Genomic DNA, 25349 nt, shown 5'->3' on the forward strand with positions numbered 1-25349 from the left:
TGCGTTGCCAATGAAACAACCGGTCGGCGTTATTCTCGCGGGCGGGCTGGCGCGCCGCATGGGCGGAGGTGACAAACCGCTACTTGCTCTTGGCGGACAGAACCTGCTGGATCATGTGGTCGAACGGCTCGAACCGCAGGTCGCGGCGCTGGCGTTAAACGCGAATGGAGATGCCGAACGGTTCTCGCACTACGGTCTGCCGGTGATTGCCGACAGCATCGAGGGGTTCGCCGGTCCTCTGGCAGGGGTGCTTGCAGGCCTCGATTGGGCCGCGACGCAGGGGGCCGATACGCTGGTCACCGCGGCGGGGGACACGCCGTTTTTCCCCTGCGATCTCGTTCCCCAGCTTTTGCTCGCGGGTGAGGACATGGAGAACCCGCTCGTCCTTGCTGCAACGCCGGATGCGGACGGGCAGGTGCGTCGCCACCCGACCTTCGGCCTGTGGCCGGTGTCCCTGCGGGACGACCTGCGCGCGGCCTTGCAGGGCGGTTTGCGCAAGGTGGTGCAATGGACCGATCATCATCAGGGCCGCGAGGCGGTTTTTCCCGCGCCGATGTTCGATCCGTTTTTCAACGTGAATACGCCCGAAGACCTGACCCGGGCCGAAGAAATACTGGCGGGGAACGCGTGAGAATATACGGCGTTGTCGGATGGAAGAACGCGGGCAAGACCGGATTGATGGAACGGCTTGTGACCGAGATCACCGCGCGCGGGATCAGCGTTTCGACCATCAAGCATGCCCATCACAGCTTTGACGTGGATCACGAAGGAAAGGACAGCTTTCGCCACCGCCAGGCGGGCGCGACCGAGGTGCTGCTGGCCTCGCGAAATCGCTTTGCATTAATGCATGAGCTGCGGCAAGAACATGAACCAAGCCTCGATGACCTGCTACCGCGACTCTCGCCCGTCGATCTGGTCCTGATCGAAGGTTACAAACGCGACCAGCACCCCAAGATCGAAGCGCATCGCGCGGAAACCGGTAACCCGCTTATTGCGCCGGACGATCCGACCATTCGCGCGGTGGCCAGCGACACGCCGCTCGATCTCGACCGGCCGGTCTTCGATCTGGATGATACCAAGGCAATCGCGGATTTCGTACTTGCCGAGGTGGGCCTGTGAAGTTCGACACCCATGTGGTGGTCGACTGGTCGGCCGGCAAGCGCGCGCCCGCCCGACCGTCGAAGGATTCTATCTGGATCGGGATATCGCGCGGGACCGGCGATGATGAACCGGTCTATTGCCGGTCCCGTCAGGATGCCGAAAGCCATCTGGCCGCGTTGATCGCGGCCGAACGCGATGCGGGCCGGCGCATGATGATCGGATTCGATTTCCCGTTTGGCTATCCCAAGGGGCTCGCCCGAAAGATCACCGGAACGGATGATGTGTTTGCCCTGTGGGCATGGCTGGAAGAGCGCATCAGCGATCTGCCGGACGGGGCGAACAACCGCTATGATGTGGCCTCGGAAATGAATGGCTTTTTCGACGGTCCCGGCCCCTTCTGGGGCAAGCCGAACGAAAGGGACTGGCCGGAGATTCCGTACCGCAAAGCCGGGATCGTCTTTGACGAGGTGGCCGAGAAGCGCCATTGCGATCTGGCGGGCAAGGCATCTTCGAGCTGTTTTCAGCTGGCCTTTCCGCCCACGGTGGGTGGGCAAGTGTTGATGGGACTGCCGGTGCTCTCTCGGCTGCGGCGGCTTGACGGGGTGGCGGTATGGCCATTCGAGGATACCTCGGACGCCGCTGTCGTGGTGGTAGAGATCTGGCCGGGGTTGATCGAACCGGCAGTCAAAGAGGTCAAGGTGCGGGCCTCCGGGGAAATCCGCGACCGGGTTCAGGTTCGCCTCCTCGCGCGGGCACTGTCGCGGCTGCCTCATGACGAGCTGGCAGAGTTGATGGCCGCGCCGCCGCAAGAGTCCCACGAGGAAGGCTGGATACTGGGGGCTGGGCATGTCGCGCGCCTGAGCGAATTGGCGCTGGGGGCGCCAGATACAGGCGAGGGGCCAGAGCCGCCACCGCTCCGCAACGATTGTTTTGCCCTGCCTGCGGGCGTCAACTGGACGCCCGTCGATCAGGCGCTGGACCTTCTGAGAACCCGGCTGAACCCCATCGCAGGCGCCGAGAAATCGCCTGTCCGATCCGCGCTTGGTCGGGTTCTGGCAAGCGATGTGATCGCCGAAAGGTCGAACCCGCCTGCGGCCAATTCTGCCGTCGATGGCTTTGGGTTCGCCGGCGGTGCATCCGAGGGCAAGCACCGGCTGCAACTGGTCGAGGGACGGGCCGCTGCAGGTGCGCCTTATGACGGGAAAGTGCCGTCGGGCCGCGCCATACGCATCCTCACCGGCGCGCCACTGCCCGAGGGTGTCGACACGGTGATCCTAGAAGAAGACGTCACGGTTGCCGATGGCCAGATCGCTTTTCGCGGCCCGCTGAAACGCGGCGCCAATGCCCGCAAGGCCGGGGAGGACGTGGCGGCAGGTGATGTGGTCCTGCCGGCCGGGCGGCGCCTGACACCGGCCGATCTGGCTCTTCTTTCGGCAGTTGGTCCTGCACGGGTCGATCTGCGGCGAGCGCTGCGTGTGGCGGTGATTTCGACCGGGGATGAGCTGGCCGAACCGGGCAAGCCGTTGAACCCCGGCCAGATCCATGACGCGAACCGGCCCATGCTGCTCGCGATGCTTGCCCGCTTTGCCTTTGAGCCGGTGGATATGGGGATCGTGCCCGACGACCGGCAGGCGCTGCGCGCGCGGCTCGATGCGGCGGCAGAGCAGGCGGATGTGATCCTGACGAGCGGCGGGGCCTCGGCGGGGGACGAAGACCATGTGAGCGCGCTGCTGCGCGAAGCGGGCGCAATGCAGGAATGGCGGATCGCGGTCAAGCCGGGCCGCCCGCTGGCGCTGGGCCTCTGGGCGGGGAAACCGGTGTTCGGTCTGCCGGGCAACCCGGTGGCGGCGATGGTTTGCACGCTGGTCTTTGCGCGTCCCGCGCTTTGCCTGCTGGCGGGCGAGGGCTGGCAGGAACCGCAGGGCTTCACCCTTCCGGCGGCCTTTGAGAAACGCAAGAAACCGGGGCGGCGCGAGTACCTCAGGGCGCGCATCCGCGAAGGCCGCGCCGAGGTGTTCGCCTCGGAAGGATCGGGCCGCATCAGCGGGCTGAGCTGGGCCGAGGGGCTGGTCGAACTGGAGGATGGCGAACGCCACATCCGCCCCGGAGACCCGGTGCGCTATATACCCTTCGGCAGTTTCGCGCTTTGATCGCGCACAGGCCTGCACGGGAAATTGAATTGATCTGACGCCGGTCTAAGTCCCCTAATGACGCGAAACAGGAGGATTTTCCATGCAGTCCCGACGCCAGTTCTTGATATCTACCGCCGGCGCCGCCGGTACGGTTACATTGCTGCCCTATGCCGCGATGGCTGCCGGTCATCTCGCGAACGAGTTCAAGACCCCCGGTGGCATGATTACCGTACACCCGGTCTCTCATGCGTCCTTCGTGATGGAAACGCCAGTAGGCGTGATCTACGTCGACCCGGTCGGCGAGGCCTCGGCCTATGGTGATTTCCCCGAGCCCGACCTGATCCTGATCACCCATGAACATGGTGACCATTACAACGCGGAAACCTTGGCCGCGCTGGTCGGGGAAGAGACGCAGCTGATTTCCAACCCTGCCGTCTACGAGATGATGCCAGAGGACCTGCAAGGTAAAACCATGCAGATCGCCAACGGGGAAATGTCGCAGATGGAAGGCGTCCAGATCGACGCGATCCCGGCTTATAACACGACCGAAGAGCGGCTGAACTTTCACCCGCAGGGCCGCGACAACGGCTATGTGCTGAGCTTTGACGGCTTTCGCGTCTATATCTCGGGCGATACCGAAGACATCCCCGAGATGCGCGAGCTTGAAGATATCGACCTTGCCTTTGTCTGCATGAACCTGCCCTTCACCATGGATGTGAACGCGGCGGCGTCGGCGGTGTCCGAGTTCCAGCCGACCTACGTCTACCCCTACCATTACCGTGGTCGCGATGGTGGAACGCAGGACCCCGAGGAATTCGCGAGCCTCGTTGAGGGTGTCGAGGTCAAGCTGGGCGCCTGGTACGAATAAGCCTTTGTTGAATCGGCGAAACGGCGGGGATCTTTCCCGCCGTTTTTCGTTTAGCCTAGATATATCTGACCGCCCGGGTATTTGACCCGAGGCACGCTTCGGGTTGCAAGAAAGAACCCGAGCGTCAGCGGGCCGACCCGACCAAGGAACATGATCAGCATCAGCATCGCTTCGCCATAACCGTCGAGCTGGGGTGTCAGACCGCGTGACAGGCCCACGGTGCCAAAGGCCGAGGTAACCTCGAAAGCGAGGTCGATGAAATCGACGTGGTTGGTGATCGAGGTAAAGAAGATGCCGCTGAACACCAGCAGCATGGAAATCGTGGTCAGCGCCATCGCTTTCATCACCTCTTCAAGCCCCAGACTGCGGCCAAAGATATTGATCTGTTTCTGGCGCCGGAAAAAGGCGACGGTCGCAAGCAGCATGACAAAGAGCGTCGTCACCTTGATCCCGCCCGCGGTCGAAGTACTGCCCGCGCCGACCAGCATCAGCGTCATGGTCATCAGCGACGACGAATTGTGCATCGCGCCGGTGTCCAGCGTGTTGAAACCTGCGGTACGGGGTGTCACAGCCTGAAACCAGCTTGCCCAAAGCCGGGCGGCGGTCCCGTCCAGACCCCCCAGCGTGCCGGGGTTGTTCCATTCCAACAGCGCGAAACAGATCCAAGCCCAGAGGATAAGCGCGATGGTGCCCGTGATCATCAGCTTGCTGTGCAGGGTCAGCTTGCGCCAGTTGCGCTTTTCATAGACGTCGCCGACGACGATGAACCCCAGTCCGCCAAGGATGAACAGGGCGGGGATCACGATGTTCACGATCGGATTGGCCACCCATTGCGACAGGCTGTCGGGGTAGAGCGCGAACCCCGCGTTGTTAAAGGCGGAAACGCTGTGGAAAAAGGCGTGCCACAGCCCGGTGTGCCAGCCGAATTCGGGTACGAAAACCAGCGACAGGGCGAGCGTGCCAACCAGCTCGCAAAGCACGGCCACGTAGAGGATGACCTTTACCAACGTGGTGACGTTGGAAATGCTGGTCTGGTTCAGGTCCTCGCGCAGAATCAACCGGTGCGGCATGCCGATCGGAATGTTGAGCGCCAGCAGCAAAAGCACAGCAAAGGTCATGAGCCCAAGCCCACCCAACTGGATCAGCAGGGCGATGACCACCTGCCCGAACAGCGTATAGGCCGAGCCTGTGTCCACCACGGCAAGGCCGGTCACGGTGACGGCCGATGTTGAGGTGAACAGCGCCTCCCAGGCGCCAACCGACCCGTCATGCGCGACAGGCAGGCGCAGGAGGATCGCGCCGATAATGATGAAGACGAGGTACAGAAGCGCCAGTGCCGCCGGGGGCGGCAGCTGGATCAGGCGCAGAAACAGGATAGGGCGCATTGGCGTCAGAGGCTTGCCGCGAAATCGCGCAGGTCGCTGCGACGGCCCAGCAGCAACAGCAGGTCATCCTTTTGCAGCACGCAGGTCGAACCGTCATGGCCGAGGAAGTCGGTGCCCCGCATCACGCCGATACAGCGCAGGTCGTAGTTTTCCGCATGGGCCAGCGTGTCGAGCGATTTGCCCTCGAGGCTTTCGGGAATGCGAAAGTTCACCACGTGGAAGCCGTTGCCAAGGCTCACGTAATCCCGCACCAGCGGGTTGTGGAGAACCTGTGCGATATGCTGGCCGACCTCGACCTCGGGGTGGATGATCCGGTCGACCTTGAGCTTGGAGAGGATACGGTGGTGCGTCTTGGTCGTGGCCTTGGCCCAGACCAGCGGCACGCCGAGGGTCTTGAGATTGATCGCCGCAAGGATGCTGGCCTCAAGGTCCGAGCCCATCGCCACAAGCGCGGCGTCGCATTCCGCGACTCCGGCTTCGCGCAGGGCAAGGTCGTCCTTGGCATCCACAATCATTGCCTGTGTCAGGATCTCGGCATGGTCCGAAACCCGTTTTTCGCTGGTGTCGAGACCGATCACATAATTGCCGTACTGGGTCAGGTCCTTGGCGACGGTACTGCCGAAATTGCCAAGCCCGATAATGGCAAAGGTACGTTGCTTGGTCTTGCTGCTGGAGGAGCCCAACATATTTTCCTTTCACGGTCTAAGAATGCCGCAATCACAGAACTTTACCGGCTCCCGAAGGTTCCCGGCCCGGTATCAATCGAATGTGCCGGCCACCCGGCCGACCAGCATAAAGGCCCGCGCCGTGCGGGTGTCGGCAAGCGCGGAGATGTCCGCATCGCTCGCGGTTTTCTCGAACTCGGCGAACATCCGGTCGAAGAGCCGCAGGAAGTGGTGCGCGGCGTCGCGAAAGATCGGGTCCTGTTTCATGCGCCCGGCGGTCAGCGCGAGAGATGTCCGGTCGCGCACCCCGCCAAGCGGGGCAACGGCACGTCCGCGCGCGCCCTGCGCGAACTGGCGCCAGATTTCGGGACGGGCCCGATCAGGGCGCAGATCGTCCATGTAGATCCCGTCCTGGCTAAGCAGGGTCAGCACGTCCTGGCTCGCCTGAATGATCTGCGCGGTCTTGCGGTCGCGCAGTGCGCGGCGCAGGGCGACGAAACCGGCCTGATCCTCGGCGGTTTCCGGGAAGTTCAGGGCGCGGATGAATTCTTCGCTCGGTAGCGGCGGGGCCAGTTCCTCGGCCGGTGTGCCAAGCGCGAGAGAGCCCTGATCGCCGGTGTCCGGTACGGAAACGGTTGAGTTCTTGCGCGGGTTCGCCGGATCTCGCCGGGTCGAAAAGGTCGCCAGCGCGGTTTCCGTCTTTTTCGCGGCGGCGGCGATTTCATCGAGCTTGCGTGCCACCGTGCCGTCGCTCGACATGTTGCCGCGCTGCTGCAGCGACACATAGGATTGCCGGATGCCGTCGATGGCCGCCTGAAGCCTTGCGCTTTCCTCGCGCATCACCCGGTTCGACCGGGCGGCGGTGGCCGCGACCCAGATCATCGCGATGGGCATGAAAATCCCCATCAGCGTCAGCAGGAAACTGTTGCCGTCGATGCCGGACTGTTCGTCGCCCGGCACGAAAACAAAGAAAACAAGCGCCGCGATCAGCCACAGCACTGTAAAGGCGATTGCCGTGACCTCGATCCCGGTAATCGCTTGATACTGCGGCCGATCGTAGATCCCGAGCGGCGTGGTATGGCTGTCCTGAGGCTCGCGGCTGGGGGAGGACATGGGCGGCGCTCCGTCAGGAATAGACGATTTTCAGCACTTCGTAGGATTTCTCTCCGCCGGGCGTTCGTACCTCGACGCTGTCGCCTTCGTCCTTGCCGATCAGGGCACGGGCGATGGGGGATTTGATGTTGAGCAGACCTTTTTCAATATTGGCCTCGTGCTCGCCCACGATCTGCCAGGTCTTTTCCTCGTCCGTGTCCTCGTCCACCAGCGTGACCTTGGCGCCGAACTTGATCGGGCCGCTCAGCTTGGCCGGGTCGATGACCTCGGCAAGGCTGAGCACGCCTTCGATTTCCTTGATCCGGCCTTCGATGAAAGACTGCTTTTCACGGGCCGAATGGTATTCCGCATTCTCGGACAGGTCGCCATGCTCACGCGCTTCGGCAATCGCCTTGATGATGGCCGGGCGTTCGACGGATTTCAGCTGTTTCAGTTCGCTGTTCAGCGCACTGTTCCCAGCCGGTGTCATCGGTATTTTGTCCATTTCTTCGTTCCATCAAAAATGTCAGCGCCCCGCCGCAAGCTGCGCCGGGGCGAGAGTTCGGATCAAAGCCTAACCGAGACCAAGCCTTTATGGAAGAGCCACAAAATGGCGTGCACAACCTGTGCATTTTCCGTACACGTCCCGTACACCCCCTGTGCACCTCCAACGTACGCCGGGGTTAAGGAGGCGTTAACTCTGGTGACTCGCGACCTCCCATTCGATTCCGTCTGTATCGTGAAAATAAAACCGGCGGCCCGGCGCGTAGTCCGAATGATTCACCGGTTTGAAGCCTGCGCGTTTCACTGCCTTCTCGGCCGCGTCGATGTCATCGGTGAAGGCGGCAATGTGATTCAGCCCGCCGACGGTGCGATAGCTGTCGCCCTTGGCCTCAGCTTCGTCCCCGTAGGAAAACAGCGCGATGTAGCTGTCGTCGGTGCCGACGTGAACCGTATAGCCGGTCTGCATCGCCGGCCCTTCCCAGCGGATTTTCCAGCCAAAGATGTCGTTCATCCAGCGCGCCGTGGCATGGGCGTCGGAGACGGTGATATTTGCATGTTCAAGCCGTGCAGTTGCAGTCTGTTGTGACATGGTGATTTCCTTTCCAGTCTGATTTTCCATGTCCCAAGGCTCCGATATCAAGTAAGGTTGAGGTCAAGCGAAAAGAAGTTAACAAAATCATAAGGCTACGTTTTATGCACAAAGGGTTGAGCATCGGCTATGTCGCCCGGCGCACCGGTTTGGCGGTTTCGGCGATCCGTTACTACGAGGAGGAGGGGCTGGTGCAGCCGGGCCGCGACCGGGGCGGCCGGCGGGTGTTTCAGCGTGGCGATATCCGGCGGTTGTCCTTTGTGCTGATCGCGCAGCGTCTGGGGTTCGCGCTGGCGGATATCCGCGCCGCGCTGGACGATCTGCCGCAGGGGCGCAATCCGACCCGTGCAGACTGGGCGAGGCTGGCGGAAGGGTTCCGGCAAGAGATCGATTCCCGCATCGAGGGGCTGACCCTGCTGCGCGGGAAACTGGACGGCTGCATCGGCTGCGGATGCCTCTCGCTTGACCGCTGCGCACTTTATAACCCGCATGACAAAGCTGCCACACGCGGCGAGGGACCAAGATACCTGATGGGTGACAGATCGGACGAGTTCTGAAAAAGAGGTTTCAAGGGTATGATATCGGGGTGAGGGATGAGCGAGACACAGCAGGAAAAATACGACCGCTTCGCGGCGCTGCATCGGGGTGAGGGCGCGTTCATCGTACCGAACCCATGGGATGCGGGCACCGCGCGGGTGCTGACGCAGATGGGGTTTCAGGCGCTGGCGACCACGAGCGCGGGATATGCCTTTTCCGTCGGCAAGCGTGATTCCTTTGCGGGTCTCAGCCGTCAGGAGATTCTCGACAATGCGCGTGAAATCGCGGCGGCGACGCATCTTCCGGTGACCGCCGACCTCGAAGACGGGTTTGGCATCATGCCCGAGACCTGTGCCGAGACGGTGATTCTGGCGATCGCCGCGGGTCTGGTCGGCGGATCGATCGAGGATGCGACCGGCCATGCGGATGCTCCGATCTACGAACAGGCGCTGGCGGTGGACCGGATCATGGCAGCCGCCGAGGCAAAGCGGGACAAGCCGTTCCTGCTGACCGCTCGGGCCGAAAACTACCTGTGGGATCGGCACGATCTGGATGATACGATCCGTCGGCTTCAGGCCTACTCGGCGGCGGGGGCCGATGTACTTTACGCGCCCGGCCTGACGGATCTTAACGATATCCGTACCTTATGTGCCGAGCTCGACCGTCCGGTGAACGTGGTGATGGGGCTTGTCGGGCCGTCGATTTCCGTCGCCAACCTTGCCGAGGCCGGGGTCAAGCGGATTAGTGTCGGCGGGTCATTTGCCCGCGCGGCCTATGGCGCGCTGATGCGCGCCGCCGAGGAAGTGCTTGAACAGGGCTTTTTCAATTACGCGCGCGAAGCGGTGCGAGATGGGGCCCTGAGCGACATGATGTCCGATTCAAAAGCAACGAATCGAACCTGAGCGCGTTTGGACCTATATAACGTCGCAATGACGCAGAGTTGCGATTGACCGAAGCGGGTGCCAAAAGGTACTCAGCCACGAAATATAATTGCGCGCGGAATGCGCCAGCAAGACAGATGAGGAGCCAGGCATGGCCGAAGTTGAACGCGAAGCGATGGAATACGATGTTGTCATTGTCGGGGCAGGGCCTGCCGGGCTCTCTGCGGCGATCCGGCTCAAGCAGCTGGATGCGGACATCAATGTCGTCGTTTTGGAAAAGGGCTCGGAAGTGGGCGCGCATATCCTGTCTGGGGCGGTTCTTGACCCCTGCGGTATCGACGCGCTGATCCCGGACTGGAAAGAAAAAGGCGCCCCGATCACCGTTCCGGTGAAAAAGGACAATTTCTACATGCTGGGCGAATCGGGGCAGGTGCGCGTGCCGAACTTCCCGATGCCGCCGTTGATGAATAACCACGGCAATTACATCGTTTCGATGGGCAATGTCTGCCGCTGGATGGCCGAGCAGGCCGAGGAGCTGGGGGTCGAGGTCTTTCCCGGCATGGCTTGTTCCGAATTGGTCTATGGCGAAAACGGCGAAGTCAAAGGCGTGGTCGCCGGTGAATTCGGCAAGGAAGCCGATGGCAGCCATGGCGCCAGCTATGAGCCGGGCATGGAACTGCACGGCAAGTATGTCTTCCTTGGCGAAGGCGTGCGCGGATCGCTCTCCAAGCAGGTGATCGAAAAGTTCAAGCTGGGCGAAGGCAAAGAGCCGCAGAAATACGGTCTTGGCATGAAGGAGATCTGGGAGATCGACCCGGCCAAGCACAAGGAAGGCACCGTGACCCATACGATGGGCTGGCCGCTGGGCAAGAATGCGGGCGGTGGTTCGTTCATCTACCACCTTGATAACAATCAGGTTTACGTGGGCTTCGTGGTCCACCTGAACTACAAGAACCCCTACCTGTTCCCCTACATGGAATTCCAGCGGTTCAAGCACCACCCGATGGTTGCCGACCTTCTGGAAGGCGGCAAGCGCGTGGCCTATGGCGCGCGGGCGATCACCGAGGGCGGCTGGCAGTCGATGCCGAAACTGGTCGCACCGGGCGTGGCGCTGCTGGGCTGTTCGGCGGGCATGGTCAACGTGCCGCGTATCAAGGGCAATCATAACGCGATGCTCTCGGGCAAGGCCGCAGCCGAGGCAGCCTACGCCGCGATCAAGGAAGGCCGCAGCGCCGATGAGCTGACCGATTACGAGGTCGACGTGCGCGAGGGCGCCATTGGGGCGGACCTGAAAAAAGTGCGCAACGTCAAACCGTTCTGGTCGAAATACGGCCTCACGGCGAGCCTTATGCTTGGCGGTCTCGACATGTGGACCAACACATTCGGATTCTCGCTGTTCGGCACGCAAGGCCACGGAAAAACCGATGCGGCCGCGACCGAAGAGGCGAGCAAGCACGAACCGTTCGACTATCCGAAACCGGATGGCAAGCTGTCCTTTGACCGGCTGACCAACGTATCCTTCTCGATGACGAACCACGAGGAAAGCCAGCCGCCGCACCTGACCCTGAAGGACCCGGAAGTGCCGGTAAAGGTCGACTACGCCCAATACGCGGGGCCGTCGTCGCGCTATTGCCCGGCGGGGGTTTACGAGTTCGTCGAGGATGACGCGGGCAAGCCGAAGTTCGTGATCAACTTTCAGAACTGCGTGCACTGCAAGACCTGTGACATCAAGGATCCGGCACAGAACATCGTCTGGACCACCCCGCAGGGCGGGGACGGTCCGAACTATCCGAACATGTGATCCGTTACAAAAACGAGGAAGCGCCGCAAAAATGCGGCGCTTCTTTTATAAAATATGCGGCACTTCCCCGCCTGACCGGGTGCGCCCCATTGCGATCCTTGCGCCACAGGCCTAGCTTGAGATGCACCATTCTCGGCAAACAGGGATCGCTCGTGTCTTCAGTCTTTCCAAAACTGGCAGTTGCTGCTGTCGTCGCATCGCTCATTCTTCCGACGGGGCTGACGGCTCAGACCGGGGCCGGCGCTTATCTCGCGGGACGGCAGGCGTTGTTCACCAGCGACTTTGACGCTGCCGCCAAGTATTATGGCATGGCGCTGAATTACGACCGCAAGAACCCCAAGCTGATGGAAAACGCGGTGCTGGCGCAGCTGGCGCTGGGCCGGATTGAGCGGGCCCTGCCGGTGGCCCGCACGATGGAAGAGCTGGAGCTGTCGAGCCAGACCGCCCATATGGTCGTGGTGGCGAACCTGATCGCGCAGGAAGATTACGAAGCACTCGCCGCGCGGAATCCCGAAACCCATGGTGTCGGGCCGCTGGTCGACGGGCTTGTCCGTGGCTGGGCGCTGGTGGGTCTTGGCGAGCGTGACGAAGCGCTGGCGGCCTTTGACAGGCTGAGCGAAGAAAACGGGCTGCGGGCGTTCGGGCTGTACCACAAGGCGCTCGCGCTTGCCTCGATGGGCGAACTTGAGGATGCGGCCGAGATTTTCGCCGCCGATCAGGGCGTACTGTCGCGGATCAGTCGCCGCGCGGCAATTGCGCGGGTCGAGATCCTGTCGCAGCTTGGCCGTAACGAGGATGCTCTGGAAAGCCTGTCAGATGCGTTCGGCGCGACCGTCGATCCGGCGCTGCTTGAACTGGCGGACCGGCTGGAGGCCGGGGAAACCCTGCCCTTGCAACAGGTCCGCAACCCGCAGGACGGGTTGGCCGAGGTGTTCTTTTCCATCGCGCTCGCGCTTAAGAGCGAAGCCTCGGACGATTACGTGCTGGTTTATGCCCGCGTCGCAAGTTTCCTGCGCCCTGACCATGTGGACGCGATCCTGCTGAACGCGGAACTGCTCGACAACCTCGGGCAGTATGATCTTGCGGTTTCGACCTACAAGCAGGTGCCGCAAGACAGCCCTGAATATTCCGCCGCCGAACTAGGCCGGGCCGAGGCGCTGCGCCGTGCAGCTAAACCGGATGCCGCGATTGAGGCGCTGGAAAACCTCGCCAAGACTTACCCTGACATGCCGATGATCTATTCCTCGCTGGGTGATCTGCGCCGTCAGGAAGAGGAATACAAAGAAGCGGTGAAAGCCTATGACCGCGCCATCGAGCTGACCGAAGAGGGCGCGCAGGCGACGTGGTTCCTGCTATATGCGCGGGGCATTTCGCACGAGCGTCTCAAGGAGTGGGAAGAGGCCGAGGCGGATTTCCGTCAGGCGCTGGAGCTGAACCCGGAACAGCCGCAGGTGCTGAACTATCTTGGCTATTCGCTGGTCGAGCGGCAGGAGAACCTTGAAGAGGCGCTATCGATGATTGAGCGCGCTGTCGCGGCACGCCCTGACAGCGGCTATATCGTGGATTCGCTCGGCTGGGTGCTTTACCGCATGGGCCGCTATGACGAGGCCGTCGAACACATGGAAAAAGCGGTCGAACTGATGGCCGTGGACGCGGTGGTGAATGACCACCTTGGCGATGTCTACTGGGCGGTCGGGCGCTATCGCGAGGCCGAGTTCCAGTGGCGCCGGGCGCTGTCCTTTGTCGACCCCGAGGATGAAAACAGCGAGGCTGATCCAGACCGTATCCGCCGCAAGCTTGAAGTCGGGCTGGATCAGGTGCTGGCCGAGGAAGGTGCCGAACCGCTGAAGGTCGCCGGCGAGTAATTCGTGGCTGACACTCCGGTTCTGGCACCGGCCAAGATCAATCTTTCCCTGCATGTGACGGGCCGTCGGGATGACGGCTATCACCTGCTGGATTCGCTGGTGGTCTTCGCGGATATCGGCGACCGGCTGTGGCTGAGCGATGCGGATGAGATGTCGCTGTCTGTCACTGGACCTTTTGCCGAGGGCGTGCCCGAGGACGGGCGCAACCTCGTCTGGCAAGCCGCTAAGCTGGCCGGGCGGGTGCTCTCGATCCGGCTTGAAAAGAACCTGCCGCATGGGGCCGGGATCGGGGGCGGGTCATCTGACGCGGCTGCGGTTCTGCGCTGGGCCGGGGCAGGGGAACATGCGCTGGACCTTGGCGCGGATGTGCCGGTCTGCTTGTCGCACACCCCGCAGCGGATGCGCGGGATCGGAGAGCAGCTTCACCCGGTTGCGGTGCCGGAGTGCCATCTGGTTCTGGTCAATCCGGGCGTGCATGTGCCAACCCCGGCGGTGTTTCGGGCGCTGGAGCGGCGGGATAATGCAGCCATGACGCTGATGGCGGATGATTTCATCGGCTGGCTGGGCGATCAGCGCAACGACCTCCAAGAAGCCGCGATCCGCGTGGCGCCAATGATTGCCGAGGCGCTTGCCGCGCTGGACGGGGCGCTTGTGGCGCGGATGTCCGGCTCGGGCTCGACCTGTTTTGGTCTCTACCCGGATGCGAATACGGCCAAGGCGTCGGCTGAACACATTGCGGCGGCCCGGCCGGGTTGGTGGGTCCGCGCCTGTCGGAGTTTTGCCGGGTAGTCCTGTCGCTGTTCAGTTGAGCCGGGCGACGACGAAATCCGCGAGATCGGCGAGCAAGTCGCGCAGCTCTCCCTTGGGGAGTGGGGCGAGCGCCTGTCTTGCCTTGTCGGCCCATGACAGCGCGTCCTGACGCGTCGCCTCGAACGTGTCGTGACGGGTCATGATTTCGAGCGCGGTGTCGAGATCTTCGGGCTTTTGGTGGCCTTTCTCGATGGTGCGCTGCCAGAAGGCGCGTTCGTCCGCATCGGCAAGGGCGACCGCCTTGATGACCGGCAGGGTCAGCTTGCGTTCGCGGAAATCGTCGCCGATGTTCTTGCCGGTGGCCGAGCTGTCGCCCTGATAGTCGAGCAGGTCATCGGCGATCTGAAAGGCGATCCCGAGCGCGTCGCCGTAATCAAAGAGCGCCTGAATGTGGCTTTCATCCGCGCCGGAGATCACGCCGCCTACCTGCGTTGCCGCCGAGAAGAGCGCCGCCGTCTTGCCACGCACCACCTTGAGATAGACGGATTCATCGGTCGCAAGGTTGCTGGCCGCGCTGAGTTGCAGCACTTCGCCTTCGGAGATCGTGGCGGAAGCGCCGGCGAGGATGCTGAGCACCCGCAGAGATTCCGTTTCGACCATCATCAGGAAGGCGCGCGCCAGAAGGTAGTCGCCGACCAGGACGCTTGAGGAATTGTCCCAAAGCAGGTTGGCGGTGGGCCTGCCGCGCCGCTGCTCGCTTTCATCCACCACATCGTCATGCAGCAGGGTCGCGGTGTGGATGAATTCCACCGTCGCGGCGAGCTTGACATGATCGCTTCCCTCGTAGCCACAAATCCGCGCCGCCGCGAGCGTGAGCATCGGGCGCAGTCGCTTGCCGCCGGCCTCGATCAGATGCGCCGTCACCTCGGGGATACGCGGGGCGTGTTCAGAGACCATTCGTTCACGGATCAGGGCATTCACCGCAGCCATTTCATCGGCCAGAAGTTCGGCCAGGCGGTCCTGCGGTTTGGGATTGGTGGCGATGTCCATCACTCTCCTGCAACAAGGCTCGACAAGGGTACGAGCTTGCTCTTACATCCAACGTTATGAAAGAGCTTCTGCGTAGTACCGACCCGACGATCCTGGCCTTTGCTTCGGCTCTTTTGCAAGGCGAGGATATAGACTGCTTTCAGATGGACGTAAACATGAGCATCCTTGAAGGCGGCATCGGAATTTTCCCGCGCCGGATGATGGTGCGCGAGCACGATTACGACCGGGCGGTGCGGGTGATGACCGACAATGAAATCCCGCTGAGGTGATGAGCCGCTTCGAGGAGGACGCGCTGAGCTGCGACGCCTTTCTGGGCGGGCGGCTGCGGATCTGGCAGCCAAGGGCCGGATATCGCGCGGGTATTGACCCTGTGATGCTGGCGGCGGCGGTGCCCGCGCGGCCCGGTCAGAGCGTGCTGGAGCTGGGCTGCGGGGCAGGGACGGCGAGCCTGTGTCTTGCCGCGCGGGTACCTGACCTGACGCTGACGGGGGTCGAGCTGCAGGCCGAGTATGCCGCCCTTGCAGAGCGCAACGCCCGCGACAATGTGAAGCCGCTAGAAGTGGTCGAGGCGGATCTCGCGCAGCTGCCCGCAGAGCTGCGGCAGCGACGATTCGACCATGTGCTGATGAACCCGCCCTATTACCGGGCGGGCGCGCATAGTTCTGCGCGCGATGCGGGGCGTCAGGTGGCGCTGGGAGAGATCACGCCGCTGTCGCTCTGGATCGAGGTGGCGGCACGCCGTCTGGCGCCCAAGGGCTATCTCCACGTGATCCAGAATGCCGAGCGTCTGCCCGACCTTCTGGTCGCGGCAGAGGGGCGGCTGGGGTCTGTCGAAGTGCTGCCGCTGGCCGCGCGGGAGGGGCGCGAAGCGGACCGGGTGATCCTGCGGATGCGCAAGGGCGGGCGGGCCGCGTTTCGACTGCATGCGCCGCTGATTCTGCATGAAGGAGCCGTTCACCAGCGCGATGGCGAGAGCTACCGGACCGAAATTGACGGGATTTTGCGAAAAGCAGCCGAATTGGACTGGCCTGCATAGCCCAGAAATTAAGAGAAACTTCACGCTTCTTTGCCGATGATAGCCGACCAAGGTTAACGTTACGTGACAGACGCTTTGGAATATGCTGAACTGAAAATGCAACTTATTCAGAGGAGGATTGCCATGAGCTTGAGCTCGCATCTTACGGAACTGAAAAAGAAGCACCAGAATTTGAGCTATGAAGTCGAGCAGGCGCAGCGCGCGCCAAGCATCGACGGGCTTGAACTGGCCGCCATGAAAAAGCAGAAGCTGAAGCTAAAGGAAGAAATCGAGCGCCTGTCTGCGTGACCCGCTCTTTTGCTTTCCGAGCAATCATATCCTGATCACATTCGAAGAAACTGGCGGGTTGTCCGGATCATCCGGCGGACACGCAAGTGCGTGAGGGCTTTTGTCTTTGCGCCAGATCTCTGCGGCCAATAGCGCCGCGCGCGGTGATACGACCCGTGATGACGACGGGCGATCATACGCAAAAAGAAAAGGTCGGTCCGATCGGACCGACCTGTTTTTTGTTCGCCTGTTCCGGGCTCAGACGAAGAACTGACCGCCATTCGCGGAAATCGTCGAGCCGTTGATGAACCCGGCGTCGTCCGACGCAAGGAAGACCACGCAGCGCGCGATTTCCTCGGGCTCGCCCAGGCGTCCGGTCGGGATCTGCGCGATGATCGAGTCCCGCACCTTTTCCGGCACCGCCATCACCATGTCGGTCGCGATGTAGCCGGGGCAGATCGCGTTTGCGGTGATGCCTGCGCGCGCTCCCTCCTGTGCCAGCGATTTGACGATGCCCAGATCGCCCGCCTTGGTCGCAGCATAGTTCACCTGTGCGAACTGGCCCTTCTGGCCGTTGATCGAGCTGATGACGATGACTCGGCCGAACTTGCGCTCACGCATGCCGGGCCAGACCGGGTGGACCGTATTGAAAACACCTGTGAGGTTTGTGTCTACCACCTCTTTCCACTGCTCGGGAGTCATCTTGTGGAAGGGGGCGTCGCGGGTGATGCCCGCATTGGCGACAACCACGTCGATGGGGCCTAGATCGGCTTCGACCTTGGCCAGTCCTTCCTTGCTTTGCTCATAGTCCGCCGCGTTCCACTTATAGGTCTTGATCCCGGTCTCATCGGTAAAATCCGCCGCGGCCTGATCGTTACCGGCGTAGGTGGCGGCGACGGAATACCCGGCGTCCTTGAGTGCTTTTGAAATTGCAGCCCCGATTCCCCGGGAGCCTCCTGTTACAAGGGCGACGCGTGACATTAATGTTTTCCTCCAGTATCCTATTGAAACGTTGTTACGTTAACGATGTCGTGTGCGCAAGAATGTTGCGCGCTGAATTCGTAAAAATTTCACGAAACCCGGCACTTCCCATTATCTTGCGGCACGATTTGCCGTTCCGGTCGTTCCTCCCTTGGACCGGGGTCGCGTCATTGATGGCAGAATCGCCGGTCGGATCACGACCGGATCGAGTGTGCCATAGTTCTGATTATAAAGCGAATTTCAGGTGCTGGCAGGGGTTTCGCCCTGATCGGCACGAGATTGCCGGGAGGTGCCTGAATATGTGGCGGCGCTGCCGGGCCGCGTCCGGTGGGGAGGGGCGGCGTCAACGCCGCCCCTCCGGAAATGATCAGGGCCGTTCGACGCACATGGCAACGCCCATGCCGCCGCCGATGCAGAGCGTGGCGAGACCTTTCTTGGCGTCGCGGCGCTGCATTTCAAACAGCAGGGTGTTGAGGATGCGGCAGCCCGAGGCACCGATAGGGTGGCCGATGGCGATGGCGCCGCCGTTCACGTTCACGATGGACGGATCCCAGCCCATGTCCTTGTTCACGGCGCAGGCCTGCGCGGCAAAGGCTTCGTTCGCCTCGACAAGGTCAAGATCCTCGGGTTTCCAGCCGGCCTTTTCCAGCGCCTTGCGCGAGGCATAGATCGGACCCGCGCCCATGATCGAGGGGTCGAGCCCGACGGTGGCGTAGGAAACGATACGCGCCAGCGGGGTGATGCCGCGTTTCTCGGCGTTATCCGCGCTCATCAGCAGAACGGCGGCGGCACCGTCGTTCAAACCGGATGCGTTGGCCGCGGTAACCGAGCCGTCCTTGGTAAAGGCAGGGCGGAGTTTCTGCATCGCTTCGATGGTGGCGCCGTGGCGGATGTATTCGTCGGAGTCGACCACGTTCTCGCCCTTGCGGGTCTTGACCGTGAAGGGCGTGATCTCGTCCTTGAACTTGCCGGCCTTTTGCGCGGCTTCGGCCTTGTTCTGGCTGGCGACCGCAAATTCGTCCTGCGATTCACGATTGATCTGCCATTTCTCGGCGACGTTCTCGGCGGTCTGACCCATGTGGTAGCCGTTGAACGCATCCCAAAGACCGTCACGGATCATGGTGTCGATATAGGACATGTCGCCCATCTTGTGGCCCTGACGCAGGTTCGCGGCATGGGGGCTCATCGACATGTTTTCCTGACCGCCGGCGGCGACGATATCGGCATCACCAAGCTGGATGTGCTGAGCGCCAAGCGCCACGGCGCGCAGGCCCGAACCGCAGACCTGGTTGATGCCCCAGGCCGCGCTTTCGATCGGCAGGCCGGCGTTGATATGGGCCTGCCGGGCCGGGTTCTGGCCCTGCGCGGCGGTCAGCACCTGACCGAGAATGGTTTCGTTCACATCGGCCTTGTCGATCCCGGCGCGTTCCACGATCGCCTCGAGAACCGCTGTGCCAAGGTCATGCGCGGGGGTGTTTGCGAATGAGCCGCCAAAGCTGCCGACCGCCGTACGAGCGGCGGATGCAATTACTACGTTGGTCATGACTGTCTGTCCTTTGCCAAGATGCGGGTGGCAAGAAAAAACGCCTGTCCGAGCGGGCATGCGTCTTAACCTTACGTCCTCCGAGGGTGAACCTAATGCTTTGCGCGGGGGGCTGCAACTCTGCTCGGGCGCCGCCCCGCGCTTGCTGGCAGGGGCGGTTTGCCGCTAGACCCATGAGCGGACGCGAGAAGGGGACGGATGATGGAACGATGTGGCTGGCCGGGGGATGATCCGCTTTACGTGGCCTATCACGACACGGAATGGGGCGTACCGGAATATGACAGCCGCGCGCTGTGGGAAAAGCTGATCCTCGACGGGTTTCAGGCGGGGCTAAGCTGGATCACGATCCTGCGCAAGCGCGACAATTTCCGCGAGGCTTTTGCCGGGTTCGATCCGAACGTGGTGGCCGATTGGGGCGAGCCCGAGGTGGCGCGGTTGTTGCAGAACCCCGGCATCATTCGCCATCGCGGCAAGATCGAAGCGACGATCACCAATGCCCGGGCGTGGCAGGAGATCGAGGCGCAACAGGGCTTTGACCGCTTTTTATGGGATTACGTCGGCGGCGAGCCGATCCAGAATGCATGGGCCACACAGCAGGAAGTGCCAACCCAGACGGCGCTGTCAGAGCAGATCTCAAAAGATCTGAAAAAGGCGGGTTTTCGATTCTGCGGGCCGACCATCGTCTATGCTTTCATGGAGGCGGTGGGCATGGTGAACGACCATATTGTTACGTGTCATCGCCACGGGCCTGTGGCGGAAATGGGAAAGTCGCGCGGTTAGAGAAGCCCGGTCTTTAAAGGAGCGCCTTCGGCGCATTCGATGCATTATTCGGGGCGTGTTGCCGGGCCTTCGCGCTTAATGCACGGGCCCATAGCCAAAGCGGCCCCCGTGGCGGTTCGGGTCGAGACCGACAAAGCGCAGGGCGGGAGAGGGGGCGCGGAAACGTTCGAAAACCAGCGGCGATTCAAGCGTGGTCTGATCGACGATTGTTCCGGCCATCGCCCAGACTGGCTCTCCATCGGCGATCAGCGCGCAGCTCCGGGGGAGGCCTGGCCAGTCCTCGAGCGCCGCGAGATAGCGGAACATGCGCCATTGCGAGTTGATGTCGATGTCAAAACGGGTGACGTCCAGAAAGTCGGCGATCACGTTGGTGCCGTCCTCATGCCGGGGTTCGGCGCCTGCGCGCTCAATCATGTTAAGCGCGTCCCGCATGTTGAACCGGCCGCTGAAGCGGCAGTGCAGGGTCGCGAGATCAGGGTAGAGCGCGTAGGTGCAGGGCATGGCGAAATCTGGTTCTGTATATACTCTTGATTGAAACGTGTATCTGTCCGGGCGGGTTCCCCCGCCGCGCGGGGCAGCAGATGCGGCGCGCCCGGTGCTAAAATGCGTGGCGGCGCGTCAGCTTCCGCCGGAAACCAATGCGCCGATGATCGCGCGGGCGCTGTCGGAATGCCAGTCCGCATCGCCGATCAACCGGGCGACTTCCTGCCCTTCGGGGTCGATCAGAACCGTGATCGGCAGGCCGAGAATGCCCATGTCGCGCGCTACGGCCTGTTTTTCATCGCGGTATTGCGGCAGGTTCGAGATATTGTTTTCGCTGAAGAATTTTTGGATGCCCTGCGGCGAGTTGCGACCGGTCGCCAAGGTCACCACCTGAAAGCCGTCGCCGCCGAATTCATCCTGAAGTGCTGCGAGGGTTGGCATTTCCTCGCGGCAGGGGGCGCACCATGTCGCCCAGAAATTCAGCAGAACATAGCCGCCCTGGAGGTCGGCCAGCGTCATGGTGCCGCCGTCCGGCGTGGTAAAGGCGATGTCCGAAACCGGCTTGGGCTCTTCATGCAGCGTCAGCTTTTTCATGTCGCCATCGCGCAGGTCGGCGACTTCGGCAAGCTCGGCCATGGCGGTGTTTGCACCCAGCGCGAGGGCCATATAAAGGAGCAGGAAATGAACGCGACGCATGATTTCTCCAAGGGTTGGCAAGATGACCGATAAAAGCGCAAACCAGATGTGGGGTGGCCGTTTCGCCGCCGGACCGGACGCCATCATGGAGGCAATTAATGCATCCATCGGGTTCGACAAGCGGATGGCGGCTCAGGATATCGCCGGTTCGCGCGCCCATGCCGCCATGCTGGCCGAAACGGGCGTCATAAGCGATAGCGATGCCGAGGCGATCAGGGAAGGGCTGCTCACCGTTTTGTCAGAAATCGAAAGCGGCGAATTCGCGTTTTCGACGGCGCTGGAGGACATTCACATGAATGTCGAGGCGCGGCTGAAAGAGATCATCGGCGAGCCTGCCGGGCGTCTGCACACGGGCCGGTCGCGCAACGACCAGGTGGCGACGGATTTCAAACTCTGGGTGCGGGATCAGCTGGACGCGGCTGAAACCGGGCTGTTGGCGCTGATCGGTGCGCTGCTGGAACAGGCCGAAGCCGGCGCCGCCTGGGTGATGCCCGGTTTTACCCATTTGCAAACCGCGCAGCCCGTCACCTGGGGCCATCACATGCTGGCCTATGTGGAAATGTTCGGCCGTGATCTGTCCCGTGTGCGCGATGCTCGGGCGCGGATGAACGAATGCCCGTTGGGCGCGGCGGCGCTGGCCGGGACCTCTTTCCCCATCGACCGGCACATGACCGCCAAGGCGCTGGGTTTTGATCGGCCCTCGGCCAATTCGCTGGACGCGGTGAGCGACCGTGACTTCGCGCTGGATTTCCTGAACTGCGCAAGCATCTGCGCCATGCACCTGAGCCGGTTCGCCGAAGAGTTGGTGATCTGGTCCTCGGCCCAGTTCCGGTTCGTGATCCTTTCGGATCGGTTCTCGACCGGGTCGAGCATCATGCCACAAAAGAAGAACCCCGATGCGGCAGAGCTGATCCGCGCCAAGGTGGGCCGGATCTTTGGCGCGAATACCGCGCTGATGATGGTCATGAAGGGGCTGCCGCTGGCCTATTCCAAGGACATGCAGGAAGACAAGGAACAGGTGTTCGACGCCGCCGACAACTGGATGCTGGCGCTGGCCGCGATGACGGGCATGGTCAGCGACATGAGCGCCAACCGCGAGGCGCTGGCCGCCGCCGCCGGTGCAGGTTTCTCGACCGCGACCGATCTGGCGGACTGGCTGGTGCGGGTGCTCGGGCTGCCGTTCCGCGATGCGCATCACGTCACCGGTTCGCTTGTCGCTCTGGCCGAGAAAAAGGGCTGCGACCTGCCGGATCTGACGCTTGAGGACATGAAATCGGTCCACGCGGATATAACCGAAGATGTCTTTGCTGTTCTCGGCGTCGAAAATTCGGTAAACTCGCGTACATCCTATGGTGGCACCGCCCCTTCGGGCGTGCGCCAGCAGGTCGAACGGTGGAAGAAAGCGCTGAAATGAACCTGACCCGAACCTTTGCCGCGTTGCTGTCCCTGAGCATCCTTGCCGCCTGCGGCGCGGATGGCGAACCGGTGCAGCCGACCGTCAGCGGCGGGGTCTCGGTGTCGCGCAGCGGGGTTCATGCCACCGGTGGCGTGGGGCTGAACCGCGGGCCGTTTTCGGTCTTTCTGGGGCTTTGAGCCACCTGCCGTAAGGTCATCGACAACCCCTGCCTGAAACGGTTGATTTGACCGCTTTGGGAAACAATCGCGCCCCATTTCAGCCGTTTTTCATTGTTACCTGTCAGGACAGAAAACCGACATGGCCCCGGCCATGCTGACCCTGTCCAACGCTGATCCTGCCAGGAGACCCGACATGACGACCGCAGTGATTGATGAGGTTCAAGACAAGGCCCTGCTTGCCGTTCCGGAACGTCCGCCTTCACCGCCTGCGGCGATGATGGTCGAGGTGGCCCGCAAATACGGGGTCAGCCCGCTGCGCCAGATGCGTGAAAGCTTTGGCCTTGCGATGGGAAAACAGCGGTTTCACCTGCATGAATATTACACGGCCGGGCTATATGATCCCGAAATCAGTGCCGAGGAAAAACGCCAGTATGTCGGGCTGCGCGCCAGCTACAAGCTGAACACGCGGCTGGGCGCCAAGGGGCTTGTCACCATGCGCAGTTTTGCTGCCGACAAGGTCCTGTTCACTTCGCTGATCCGGCAACTGGGTTTTGGCACGACGCAGACGCAGGCCGTGGTTTCGGCGGTTTCGCGGTTCGGTTCGATCCCGACGCTGGAAACCGTCGAGCAACTGCGCAGCTTCCTCACGGAAAAGGCGCAATACCCGCTGTTTGGCAAGCCGCAGAGCTTCAGCGGCAGCTACGGCTCGGCCCTGCTGCTTGGCGTCGAGGGCGACATGCTGTTGCTGGGTAATGGCAAACGCGTCGCGCTTGATGGGTTCTGCAAGGAAATCATCGATCAATACGGCTCTGGCTATTTGCTTCAGAGTGCGCTGGTGCAGCACCCCGAGATGGTCGCGGTGACCGGCAAGGCGGTGGGCAGCCTGCGCGTGGTCACGGTGCGCGACAGCAACCGTCCACAGGTTCTTTACTCGGCGTGGAAAATCCCCGCGCCCGACGCGATGTCGGACAATTTCTGGCAGAGCGGCAGCATGATTGCGCCGGTCGATGCGATGACGGGCAAGGTTGGGCAGGCGCGGATCGGTACCGGGCTCGACGCGCGAGACATCGACGATCACCCGGTTTCCGGCGCGAAGATCACCGGCAAGCAGCTTCCCATGTGGGACCGCGTGCGCGAGATGGTCTGTGAGGCCCATGCGGTGGTGCCCGAGTTCGGCATCGTCGGCTGGGATGTGGCGATCGGCCCCGATGGCCCGATGATCATCGAGCATAACGCCAACCCGTTCCACACGCTTTACCAGCTTTCCCATCGTCGGGGCATCAACAACCCGGACTTCATGCCGATATTCGACCGGGTTTCGGCCTATTCCAAGGAACTGCTGGAAGGACGCCGGGCGCTGGAAAAAGCCCGCACCAAGGAAATCCGGCGTACCAAGAAACGCGCCTGATCGAGATCCCGGGCAGGGCGCGAGGCCGCCCGGGAAAAAGGGAAATCAATTGATCTGTGCCGCCGTTTCCGTCTAAAGCGCGGCATGGATCATTTTCTTTACAAAAACGGCGCCTTGCACGCCGAGGATGTGCCCCTTGCCGATATCGCGGCCGAGGTCGGCACACCGTTCTACGTCTATTCCTCCGCCACGCTGCTGCGCCATTTCCGTCTGTTCGACGAGGCGCTGGAGGGGATGGACCATCTTGTCTGCTACGCGATGAAGGCCGCCAGCAACCAGGCGATCCTAAAGACGCTGGCCGAGGCGGGCGCAGGCATGGATGTCGTATCCATCGGGGAATACCTGCGCGCCAAGGCGGCGGGGGTGCCGGGCGACAAGATCGTGTTCTCGGGCGTGGGCAAGACCGTTGAGGAAATGTGCATTGCCGTCGAAGGGGGGATTCGCCAGTTCAACGTCGAATCCGAGCCCGAGATGGAGCTGTTGAGCGCGGTTGCTCAATCCTTGGGCAAGGTCGTGCCGATCACCGTGAGGGTCAATCCGGACGTGGATGCCAAGACACATGCCAAGATCGCGACCGGCAAATCCGAGAACAAGTTCGGTATTCCGATTTCCCGCGCGCGCGAGGTCTACGCGATGGCCGCCGCTCTGCCGGGACTCGAAGTGATCGGGATCGACGTGCATATCGGCAGCCAGCTGACCGAGCTGGAACCGTTCGAGCTTGCCTACAACAAGGTGGCCGAACTGACCGAGACGTTGCGCGCCGATGGCCATGACATCCGGCGGCTGGATCTTGGCGGGGGCTTGGGCATTCCCTATGAGCGGTCAAACACCGCGCCGCCGCTGCCCACCGAATACGGGGCCTTGATCAAGAAAACATTGGGACATCTGGGCTGTGAGATCGAAATCGAGCCCGGTCGCCTGATCGCCGGGAATGCCGGTCTGCTGGTTTCTTCGGTGATTTTTGTCAAATCCGGCGAGGGGCGCGATTTCCTGATCCTCGACGCGGCGATGAACGACCTGATCCGTCCGGCGATGTACGATGCATGGCATGACATCGTTCCGGTGATCGAACCGGAGGCGGGCGTTGAGCAGCAGCCCTATGACGTGGTCGGCCCGGTCTGCGAATCCGGCGATACCTTTGCCAAGCAGCGAAACCTGCCGCCGCTTGCCTCGGGCGATCTGGTCGCGTTTCGCAGTGCGGGGGCTTACGGCGCAGTAATGTCCAGCGAGTACAATACGAGACCGCTGATTCCCGAAGTTCTGGTCAAAGACAATCAATTCGCGGTTATCCGCCAACGTCCGAGCTTTGAAGATATGATAAATCGCGATACGATCCCTTCGTGGCTTTGACGTGAACCAG

General features: G+C 62.0%; 27 protein-coding genes. 17 read left to right on the top strand and 10 right to left on the bottom strand.

The features are described 5' to 3' along the window. Nucleotides 1-10: 10 nt before the first annotated feature. The 4 genes from mobA (at nucleotide 11) to ACU0FH_RS07190 (ending at nucleotide 4101) form a co-directional block, all read left to right on the top strand. Nucleotides 11-631, top strand: coding sequence for a molybdenum cofactor guanylyltransferase MobA (gene mobA, locus ACU0FH_RS07175; protein WP_446193987.1), 621 nt, complete (start codon nucleotides 11-13; stop codon nucleotides 629-631). After that, complete coding sequence (mobB, locus tag ACU0FH_RS07180) at nucleotides 628-1119, top strand: molybdopterin-guanine dinucleotide biosynthesis protein B (protein WP_446193988.1); 492 nt, start codon at nucleotides 628-630, stop codon at nucleotides 1117-1119. The genes mobA and mobB overlap by 4 nt, the downstream gene beginning before the upstream one ends. Then, nucleotides 1116-3251, top strand: coding sequence for a molybdopterin-binding protein (locus tag ACU0FH_RS07185; protein ID WP_446193989.1), 2136 nt, complete (start codon nucleotides 1116-1118; stop codon nucleotides 3249-3251). Before mobB ends, ACU0FH_RS07185 begins: the two co-directional genes overlap by 4 nt. Nucleotides 3252-3333: 82 nt before the next feature. Further along, nucleotides 3334-4101 carry an MBL fold metallo-hydrolase gene (locus ACU0FH_RS07190; RefSeq protein WP_446193990.1) on the top strand — a complete coding sequence of 256 codons (768 nt, stop codon included), beginning with the start codon at nucleotides 3334-3336 and terminating at the stop codon, nucleotides 4099-4101. Between the two features lie 50 nt (nucleotides 4102-4151). Here the strand turns inward: ACU0FH_RS07190 and ACU0FH_RS07195 are convergent, their stop codons facing one another. From ACU0FH_RS07195 to ACU0FH_RS07215, 5 genes are all read right to left on the bottom strand, one after another. Further along, nucleotides 4152-5486 carry a TrkH family potassium uptake protein gene (locus ACU0FH_RS07195; RefSeq protein WP_446193991.1) on the bottom strand — a complete coding sequence of 445 codons (1335 nt, stop codon included), beginning with the start codon at nucleotides 5484-5486 and terminating at the stop codon, nucleotides 4152-4154. 5 nt (nucleotides 5487-5491) lie between these two features. After that, nucleotides 5492-6172, bottom strand: coding sequence for a potassium channel family protein (locus ACU0FH_RS07200; RefSeq protein WP_446193992.1), 681 nt, complete (start codon nucleotides 6170-6172; stop codon nucleotides 5492-5494). A 72-nt stretch (nucleotides 6173-6244) separates the two neighbouring features. Continuing rightward, nucleotides 6245-7264 carry a hypothetical protein gene (locus ACU0FH_RS07205; RefSeq protein ID WP_446193993.1) on the bottom strand — a complete coding sequence of 340 codons (1020 nt, stop codon included), beginning with the start codon at nucleotides 7262-7264 and terminating at the stop codon, nucleotides 6245-6247. Between the two features lie 13 nt (nucleotides 7265-7277). Further along, nucleotides 7278-7748 (bottom strand): transcription elongation factor GreA, encoded by a 471-nt coding sequence (greA, locus tag ACU0FH_RS07210; RefSeq protein ID WP_088634117.1) that lies wholly within the window; start codon nucleotides 7746-7748, stop codon nucleotides 7278-7280. A 189-nt stretch (nucleotides 7749-7937) separates the two neighbouring features. Next, a complete protein-coding gene (locus ACU0FH_RS07215; RefSeq protein ID WP_238370954.1) occupies nucleotides 7938-8336 on the bottom strand; it encodes a VOC family protein in 399 nt (132 codons plus the stop codon). 104 nt (nucleotides 8337-8440) lie between these two features. On the opposite strand from ACU0FH_RS07215, the gene soxR reads away from it, so the two are divergent. From soxR to ACU0FH_RS07240, 5 genes are all read left to right on the top strand, one after another. Further along, on the top strand, nucleotides 8441-8893 hold the full coding sequence (gene soxR / locus ACU0FH_RS07220; RefSeq protein ID WP_238370955.1) for a redox-sensitive transcriptional activator SoxR: 453 nt from the start codon (nucleotides 8441-8443) through the stop codon (nucleotides 8891-8893). Between the two features lie 36 nt (nucleotides 8894-8929). Next, the gene (locus ACU0FH_RS07225) at nucleotides 8930-9775 is read left to right on the top strand and encodes an isocitrate lyase/PEP mutase family protein (protein WP_446193994.1); all 846 of its coding nucleotides are present in this window, start codon (nucleotides 8930-8932) and stop codon (nucleotides 9773-9775) included. 130 nt (nucleotides 9776-9905) lie between these two features. Further along, nucleotides 9906-11555 (top strand): electron transfer flavoprotein-ubiquinone oxidoreductase, encoded by a 1650-nt coding sequence (locus ACU0FH_RS07230; protein WP_446193995.1) that lies wholly within the window; start codon nucleotides 9906-9908, stop codon nucleotides 11553-11555. Nucleotides 11556-11707: 152 nt separating this feature from the next. Then, a complete protein-coding gene (locus ACU0FH_RS07235) occupies nucleotides 11708-13420 on the top strand; it encodes a tetratricopeptide repeat protein (protein ID WP_446193996.1) in 1713 nt (570 codons plus the stop codon). A 3-nt stretch (nucleotides 13421-13423) separates the two neighbouring features. Then, nucleotides 13424-14209, top strand: a complete 786-nt coding sequence (locus ACU0FH_RS07240; RefSeq protein WP_446193997.1) for a 4-(cytidine 5'-diphospho)-2-C-methyl-D-erythritol kinase — start codon at nucleotides 13424-13426, stop codon at nucleotides 14207-14209. Between the two features lie 12 nt (nucleotides 14210-14221). Here ACU0FH_RS07240 and ACU0FH_RS07245 read toward each other — a convergent pair whose 3' ends face one another. Further along, nucleotides 14222-15220: a polyprenyl synthetase family protein gene (locus tag ACU0FH_RS07245; RefSeq protein WP_446193998.1), complete on the bottom strand. Its 999-nt coding sequence runs from the start codon at nucleotides 15218-15220 to the stop codon at nucleotides 14222-14224. Nucleotides 15221-15276: 56 nt separating this feature from the next. Between ACU0FH_RS07245 and ACU0FH_RS07250 the strand changes: the two genes are divergently transcribed. The 3 genes from ACU0FH_RS07250 (at nucleotide 15277) to ACU0FH_RS07260 (ending at nucleotide 16544) form a co-directional block, all read left to right on the top strand. Continuing rightward, on the top strand, nucleotides 15277-15489 hold the full coding sequence (locus tag ACU0FH_RS07250; RefSeq protein WP_238370961.1) for a putative signal transducing protein: 213 nt from the start codon (nucleotides 15277-15279) through the stop codon (nucleotides 15487-15489). Then, on the top strand, nucleotides 15489-16256 hold the full coding sequence (locus tag ACU0FH_RS07255; protein ID WP_446193999.1) for a tRNA1(Val) (adenine(37)-N6)-methyltransferase: 768 nt from the start codon (nucleotides 15489-15491) through the stop codon (nucleotides 16254-16256). The genes ACU0FH_RS07250 and ACU0FH_RS07255 overlap by 1 nt, the downstream gene beginning before the upstream one ends. A gap of 123 nt (nucleotides 16257-16379) precedes the next feature. Next, entirely contained in the window at nucleotides 16380-16544 is a 165-nt protein-coding gene (locus ACU0FH_RS07260) for a YdcH family protein (RefSeq protein WP_088634109.1), read from the top strand. A 237-nt stretch (nucleotides 16545-16781) separates the two neighbouring features. Here ACU0FH_RS07260 and phbB read toward each other — a convergent pair whose 3' ends face one another. Beyond that, entirely contained in the window at nucleotides 16782-17504 is a 723-nt protein-coding gene (phbB, locus tag ACU0FH_RS07265; protein WP_446194000.1) for an acetoacetyl-CoA reductase, read from the bottom strand. A gap of 367 nt (nucleotides 17505-17871) precedes the next feature. Continuing rightward, complete coding sequence (locus tag ACU0FH_RS07270; RefSeq protein WP_446194001.1) at nucleotides 17872-19047, bottom strand: acetyl-CoA C-acetyltransferase; 1176 nt, start codon at nucleotides 19045-19047, stop codon at nucleotides 17872-17874. Between the two features lie 201 nt (nucleotides 19048-19248). Here ACU0FH_RS07270 and ACU0FH_RS07275 point away from each other — a divergent pair, with 201 nt between their 5' ends. Further along, nucleotides 19249-19827: a DNA-3-methyladenine glycosylase I gene (locus ACU0FH_RS07275; protein WP_446194164.1), complete on the top strand. Its 579-nt coding sequence runs from the start codon at nucleotides 19249-19251 to the stop codon at nucleotides 19825-19827. 75 nt (nucleotides 19828-19902) lie between these two features. Here ACU0FH_RS07275 and ACU0FH_RS07280 read toward each other — a convergent pair whose 3' ends face one another. Together ACU0FH_RS07280 and ACU0FH_RS07285 are read right to left on the bottom strand one after the other, a co-directional pair. Next, nucleotides 19903-20328 carry a hypothetical protein gene (locus ACU0FH_RS07280; protein ID WP_238370965.1) on the bottom strand — a complete coding sequence of 142 codons (426 nt, stop codon included), beginning with the start codon at nucleotides 20326-20328 and terminating at the stop codon, nucleotides 19903-19905. Nucleotides 20329-20445: 117 nt separating this feature from the next. Further along, nucleotides 20446-21006 (bottom strand): TlpA family protein disulfide reductase, encoded by a 561-nt coding sequence (locus tag ACU0FH_RS07285; RefSeq protein WP_446194002.1) that lies wholly within the window; start codon nucleotides 21004-21006, stop codon nucleotides 20446-20448. Between the two features lie 22 nt (nucleotides 21007-21028). Between ACU0FH_RS07285 and argH the strand changes: the two genes are divergently transcribed. From argH to lysA, 4 genes are all read left to right on the top strand, one after another. Continuing rightward, complete coding sequence (argH, locus tag ACU0FH_RS07290; protein WP_446194003.1) at nucleotides 21029-22420, top strand: argininosuccinate lyase; 1392 nt, start codon at nucleotides 21029-21031, stop codon at nucleotides 22418-22420. Next, a complete protein-coding gene (locus tag ACU0FH_RS07295; RefSeq protein WP_446194004.1) occupies nucleotides 22417-22599 on the top strand; it encodes a hypothetical protein in 183 nt (60 codons plus the stop codon). Before argH ends, ACU0FH_RS07295 begins: the two co-directional genes overlap by 4 nt. A gap of 175 nt (nucleotides 22600-22774) precedes the next feature. Further along, the gene (locus ACU0FH_RS07300) at nucleotides 22775-23989 is read left to right on the top strand and encodes a sugar-transfer associated ATP-grasp domain-containing protein (protein WP_446194005.1); all 1215 of its coding nucleotides are present in this window, start codon (nucleotides 22775-22777) and stop codon (nucleotides 23987-23989) included. Nucleotides 23990-24073: 84 nt separating this feature from the next. Further along, entirely contained in the window at nucleotides 24074-25339 is a 1266-nt protein-coding gene (gene lysA, locus ACU0FH_RS07305; RefSeq protein ID WP_446194006.1) for a diaminopimelate decarboxylase, read from the top strand. Nucleotides 25340-25349 lie beyond the last annotated feature (10 nt).

It is taken from the genome of Heliomarina sp. (genome assembly GCF_052826185.1).

Excerpts from the sequence above, each read along its gene's own strand:
- mobA (WP_446193987.1), top strand. The coding sequence starts at position 11 with ATGAAACAACCGGTCGGCGTTATTCTCGCGGGCGGGCTGGCGCGCCGC.
- ACU0FH_RS07190 (WP_446193990.1), top strand. The coding sequence starts at position 3,334 with ATGCAGTCCCGACGCCAGTTCTTGATATCTACCGCCGGCGCCGCCGGT.
- ACU0FH_RS07195 (WP_446193991.1), bottom strand. The coding sequence starts at position 5,486 with ATGCGCCCTATCCTGTTTCTGCGCCTGATCCAGCTGCCGCCCCCGGCG.
- ACU0FH_RS07200 (WP_446193992.1), bottom strand. The coding sequence starts at position 6,172 with ATGTTGGGCTCCTCCAGCAGCAAGACCAAGCAACGTACCTTTGCCATT.
- ACU0FH_RS07205 (WP_446193993.1), bottom strand. The coding sequence starts at position 7,264 with ATGTCCTCCCCCAGCCGCGAGCCTCAGGACAGCCATACCACGCCGCTC.
- greA (WP_088634117.1), bottom strand. The coding sequence starts at position 7,748 with ATGGACAAAATACCGATGACACCGGCTGGGAACAGTGCGCTGAACAGC.
- ACU0FH_RS07215 (WP_238370954.1), bottom strand. The coding sequence starts at position 8,336 with ATGTCACAACAGACTGCAACTGCACGGCTTGAACATGCAAATATCACC.
- soxR (WP_238370955.1), top strand. The coding sequence starts at position 8,441 with ATGCACAAAGGGTTGAGCATCGGCTATGTCGCCCGGCGCACCGGTTTG.
- ACU0FH_RS07225 (WP_446193994.1), top strand. The coding sequence starts at position 8,930 with ATGAGCGAGACACAGCAGGAAAAATACGACCGCTTCGCGGCGCTGCAT.
- ACU0FH_RS07230 (WP_446193995.1), top strand. The coding sequence starts at position 9,906 with ATGGCCGAAGTTGAACGCGAAGCGATGGAATACGATGTTGTCATTGTC.
- ACU0FH_RS07245 (WP_446193998.1), bottom strand. The coding sequence starts at position 15,220 with ATGGACATCGCCACCAATCCCAAACCGCAGGACCGCCTGGCCGAACTT.
- ACU0FH_RS07250 (WP_238370961.1), top strand. The coding sequence starts at position 15,277 with ATGAAAGAGCTTCTGCGTAGTACCGACCCGACGATCCTGGCCTTTGCT.
- ACU0FH_RS07255 (WP_446193999.1), top strand. The coding sequence starts at position 15,489 with ATGAGCCGCTTCGAGGAGGACGCGCTGAGCTGCGACGCCTTTCTGGGC.
- ACU0FH_RS07260 (WP_088634109.1), top strand. The coding sequence starts at position 16,380 with ATGAGCTTGAGCTCGCATCTTACGGAACTGAAAAAGAAGCACCAGAAT.
- phbB (WP_446194000.1), bottom strand. The coding sequence starts at position 17,504 with ATGTCACGCGTCGCCCTTGTAACAGGAGGCTCCCGGGGAATCGGGGCT.
- ACU0FH_RS07270 (WP_446194001.1), bottom strand. The coding sequence starts at position 19,047 with ATGACCAACGTAGTAATTGCATCCGCCGCTCGTACGGCGGTCGGCAGC.
- ACU0FH_RS07275 (WP_446194164.1), top strand. The coding sequence starts at position 19,249 with ATGGAACGATGTGGCTGGCCGGGGGATGATCCGCTTTACGTGGCCTAT.
- ACU0FH_RS07280 (WP_238370965.1), bottom strand. The coding sequence starts at position 20,328 with ATGCCCTGCACCTACGCGCTCTACCCTGATCTCGCGACCCTGCACTGC.
- ACU0FH_RS07285 (WP_446194002.1), bottom strand. The coding sequence starts at position 21,006 with ATGCGTCGCGTTCATTTCCTGCTCCTTTATATGGCCCTCGCGCTGGGT.
- argH (WP_446194003.1), top strand. The coding sequence starts at position 21,029 with ATGACCGATAAAAGCGCAAACCAGATGTGGGGTGGCCGTTTCGCCGCC.
- ACU0FH_RS07295 (WP_446194004.1), top strand. The coding sequence starts at position 22,417 with ATGAACCTGACCCGAACCTTTGCCGCGTTGCTGTCCCTGAGCATCCTT.
- ACU0FH_RS07300 (WP_446194005.1), top strand. The coding sequence starts at position 22,775 with ATGACGACCGCAGTGATTGATGAGGTTCAAGACAAGGCCCTGCTTGCC.
- lysA (WP_446194006.1), top strand. The coding sequence starts at position 24,074 with ATGGATCATTTTCTTTACAAAAACGGCGCCTTGCACGCCGAGGATGTG.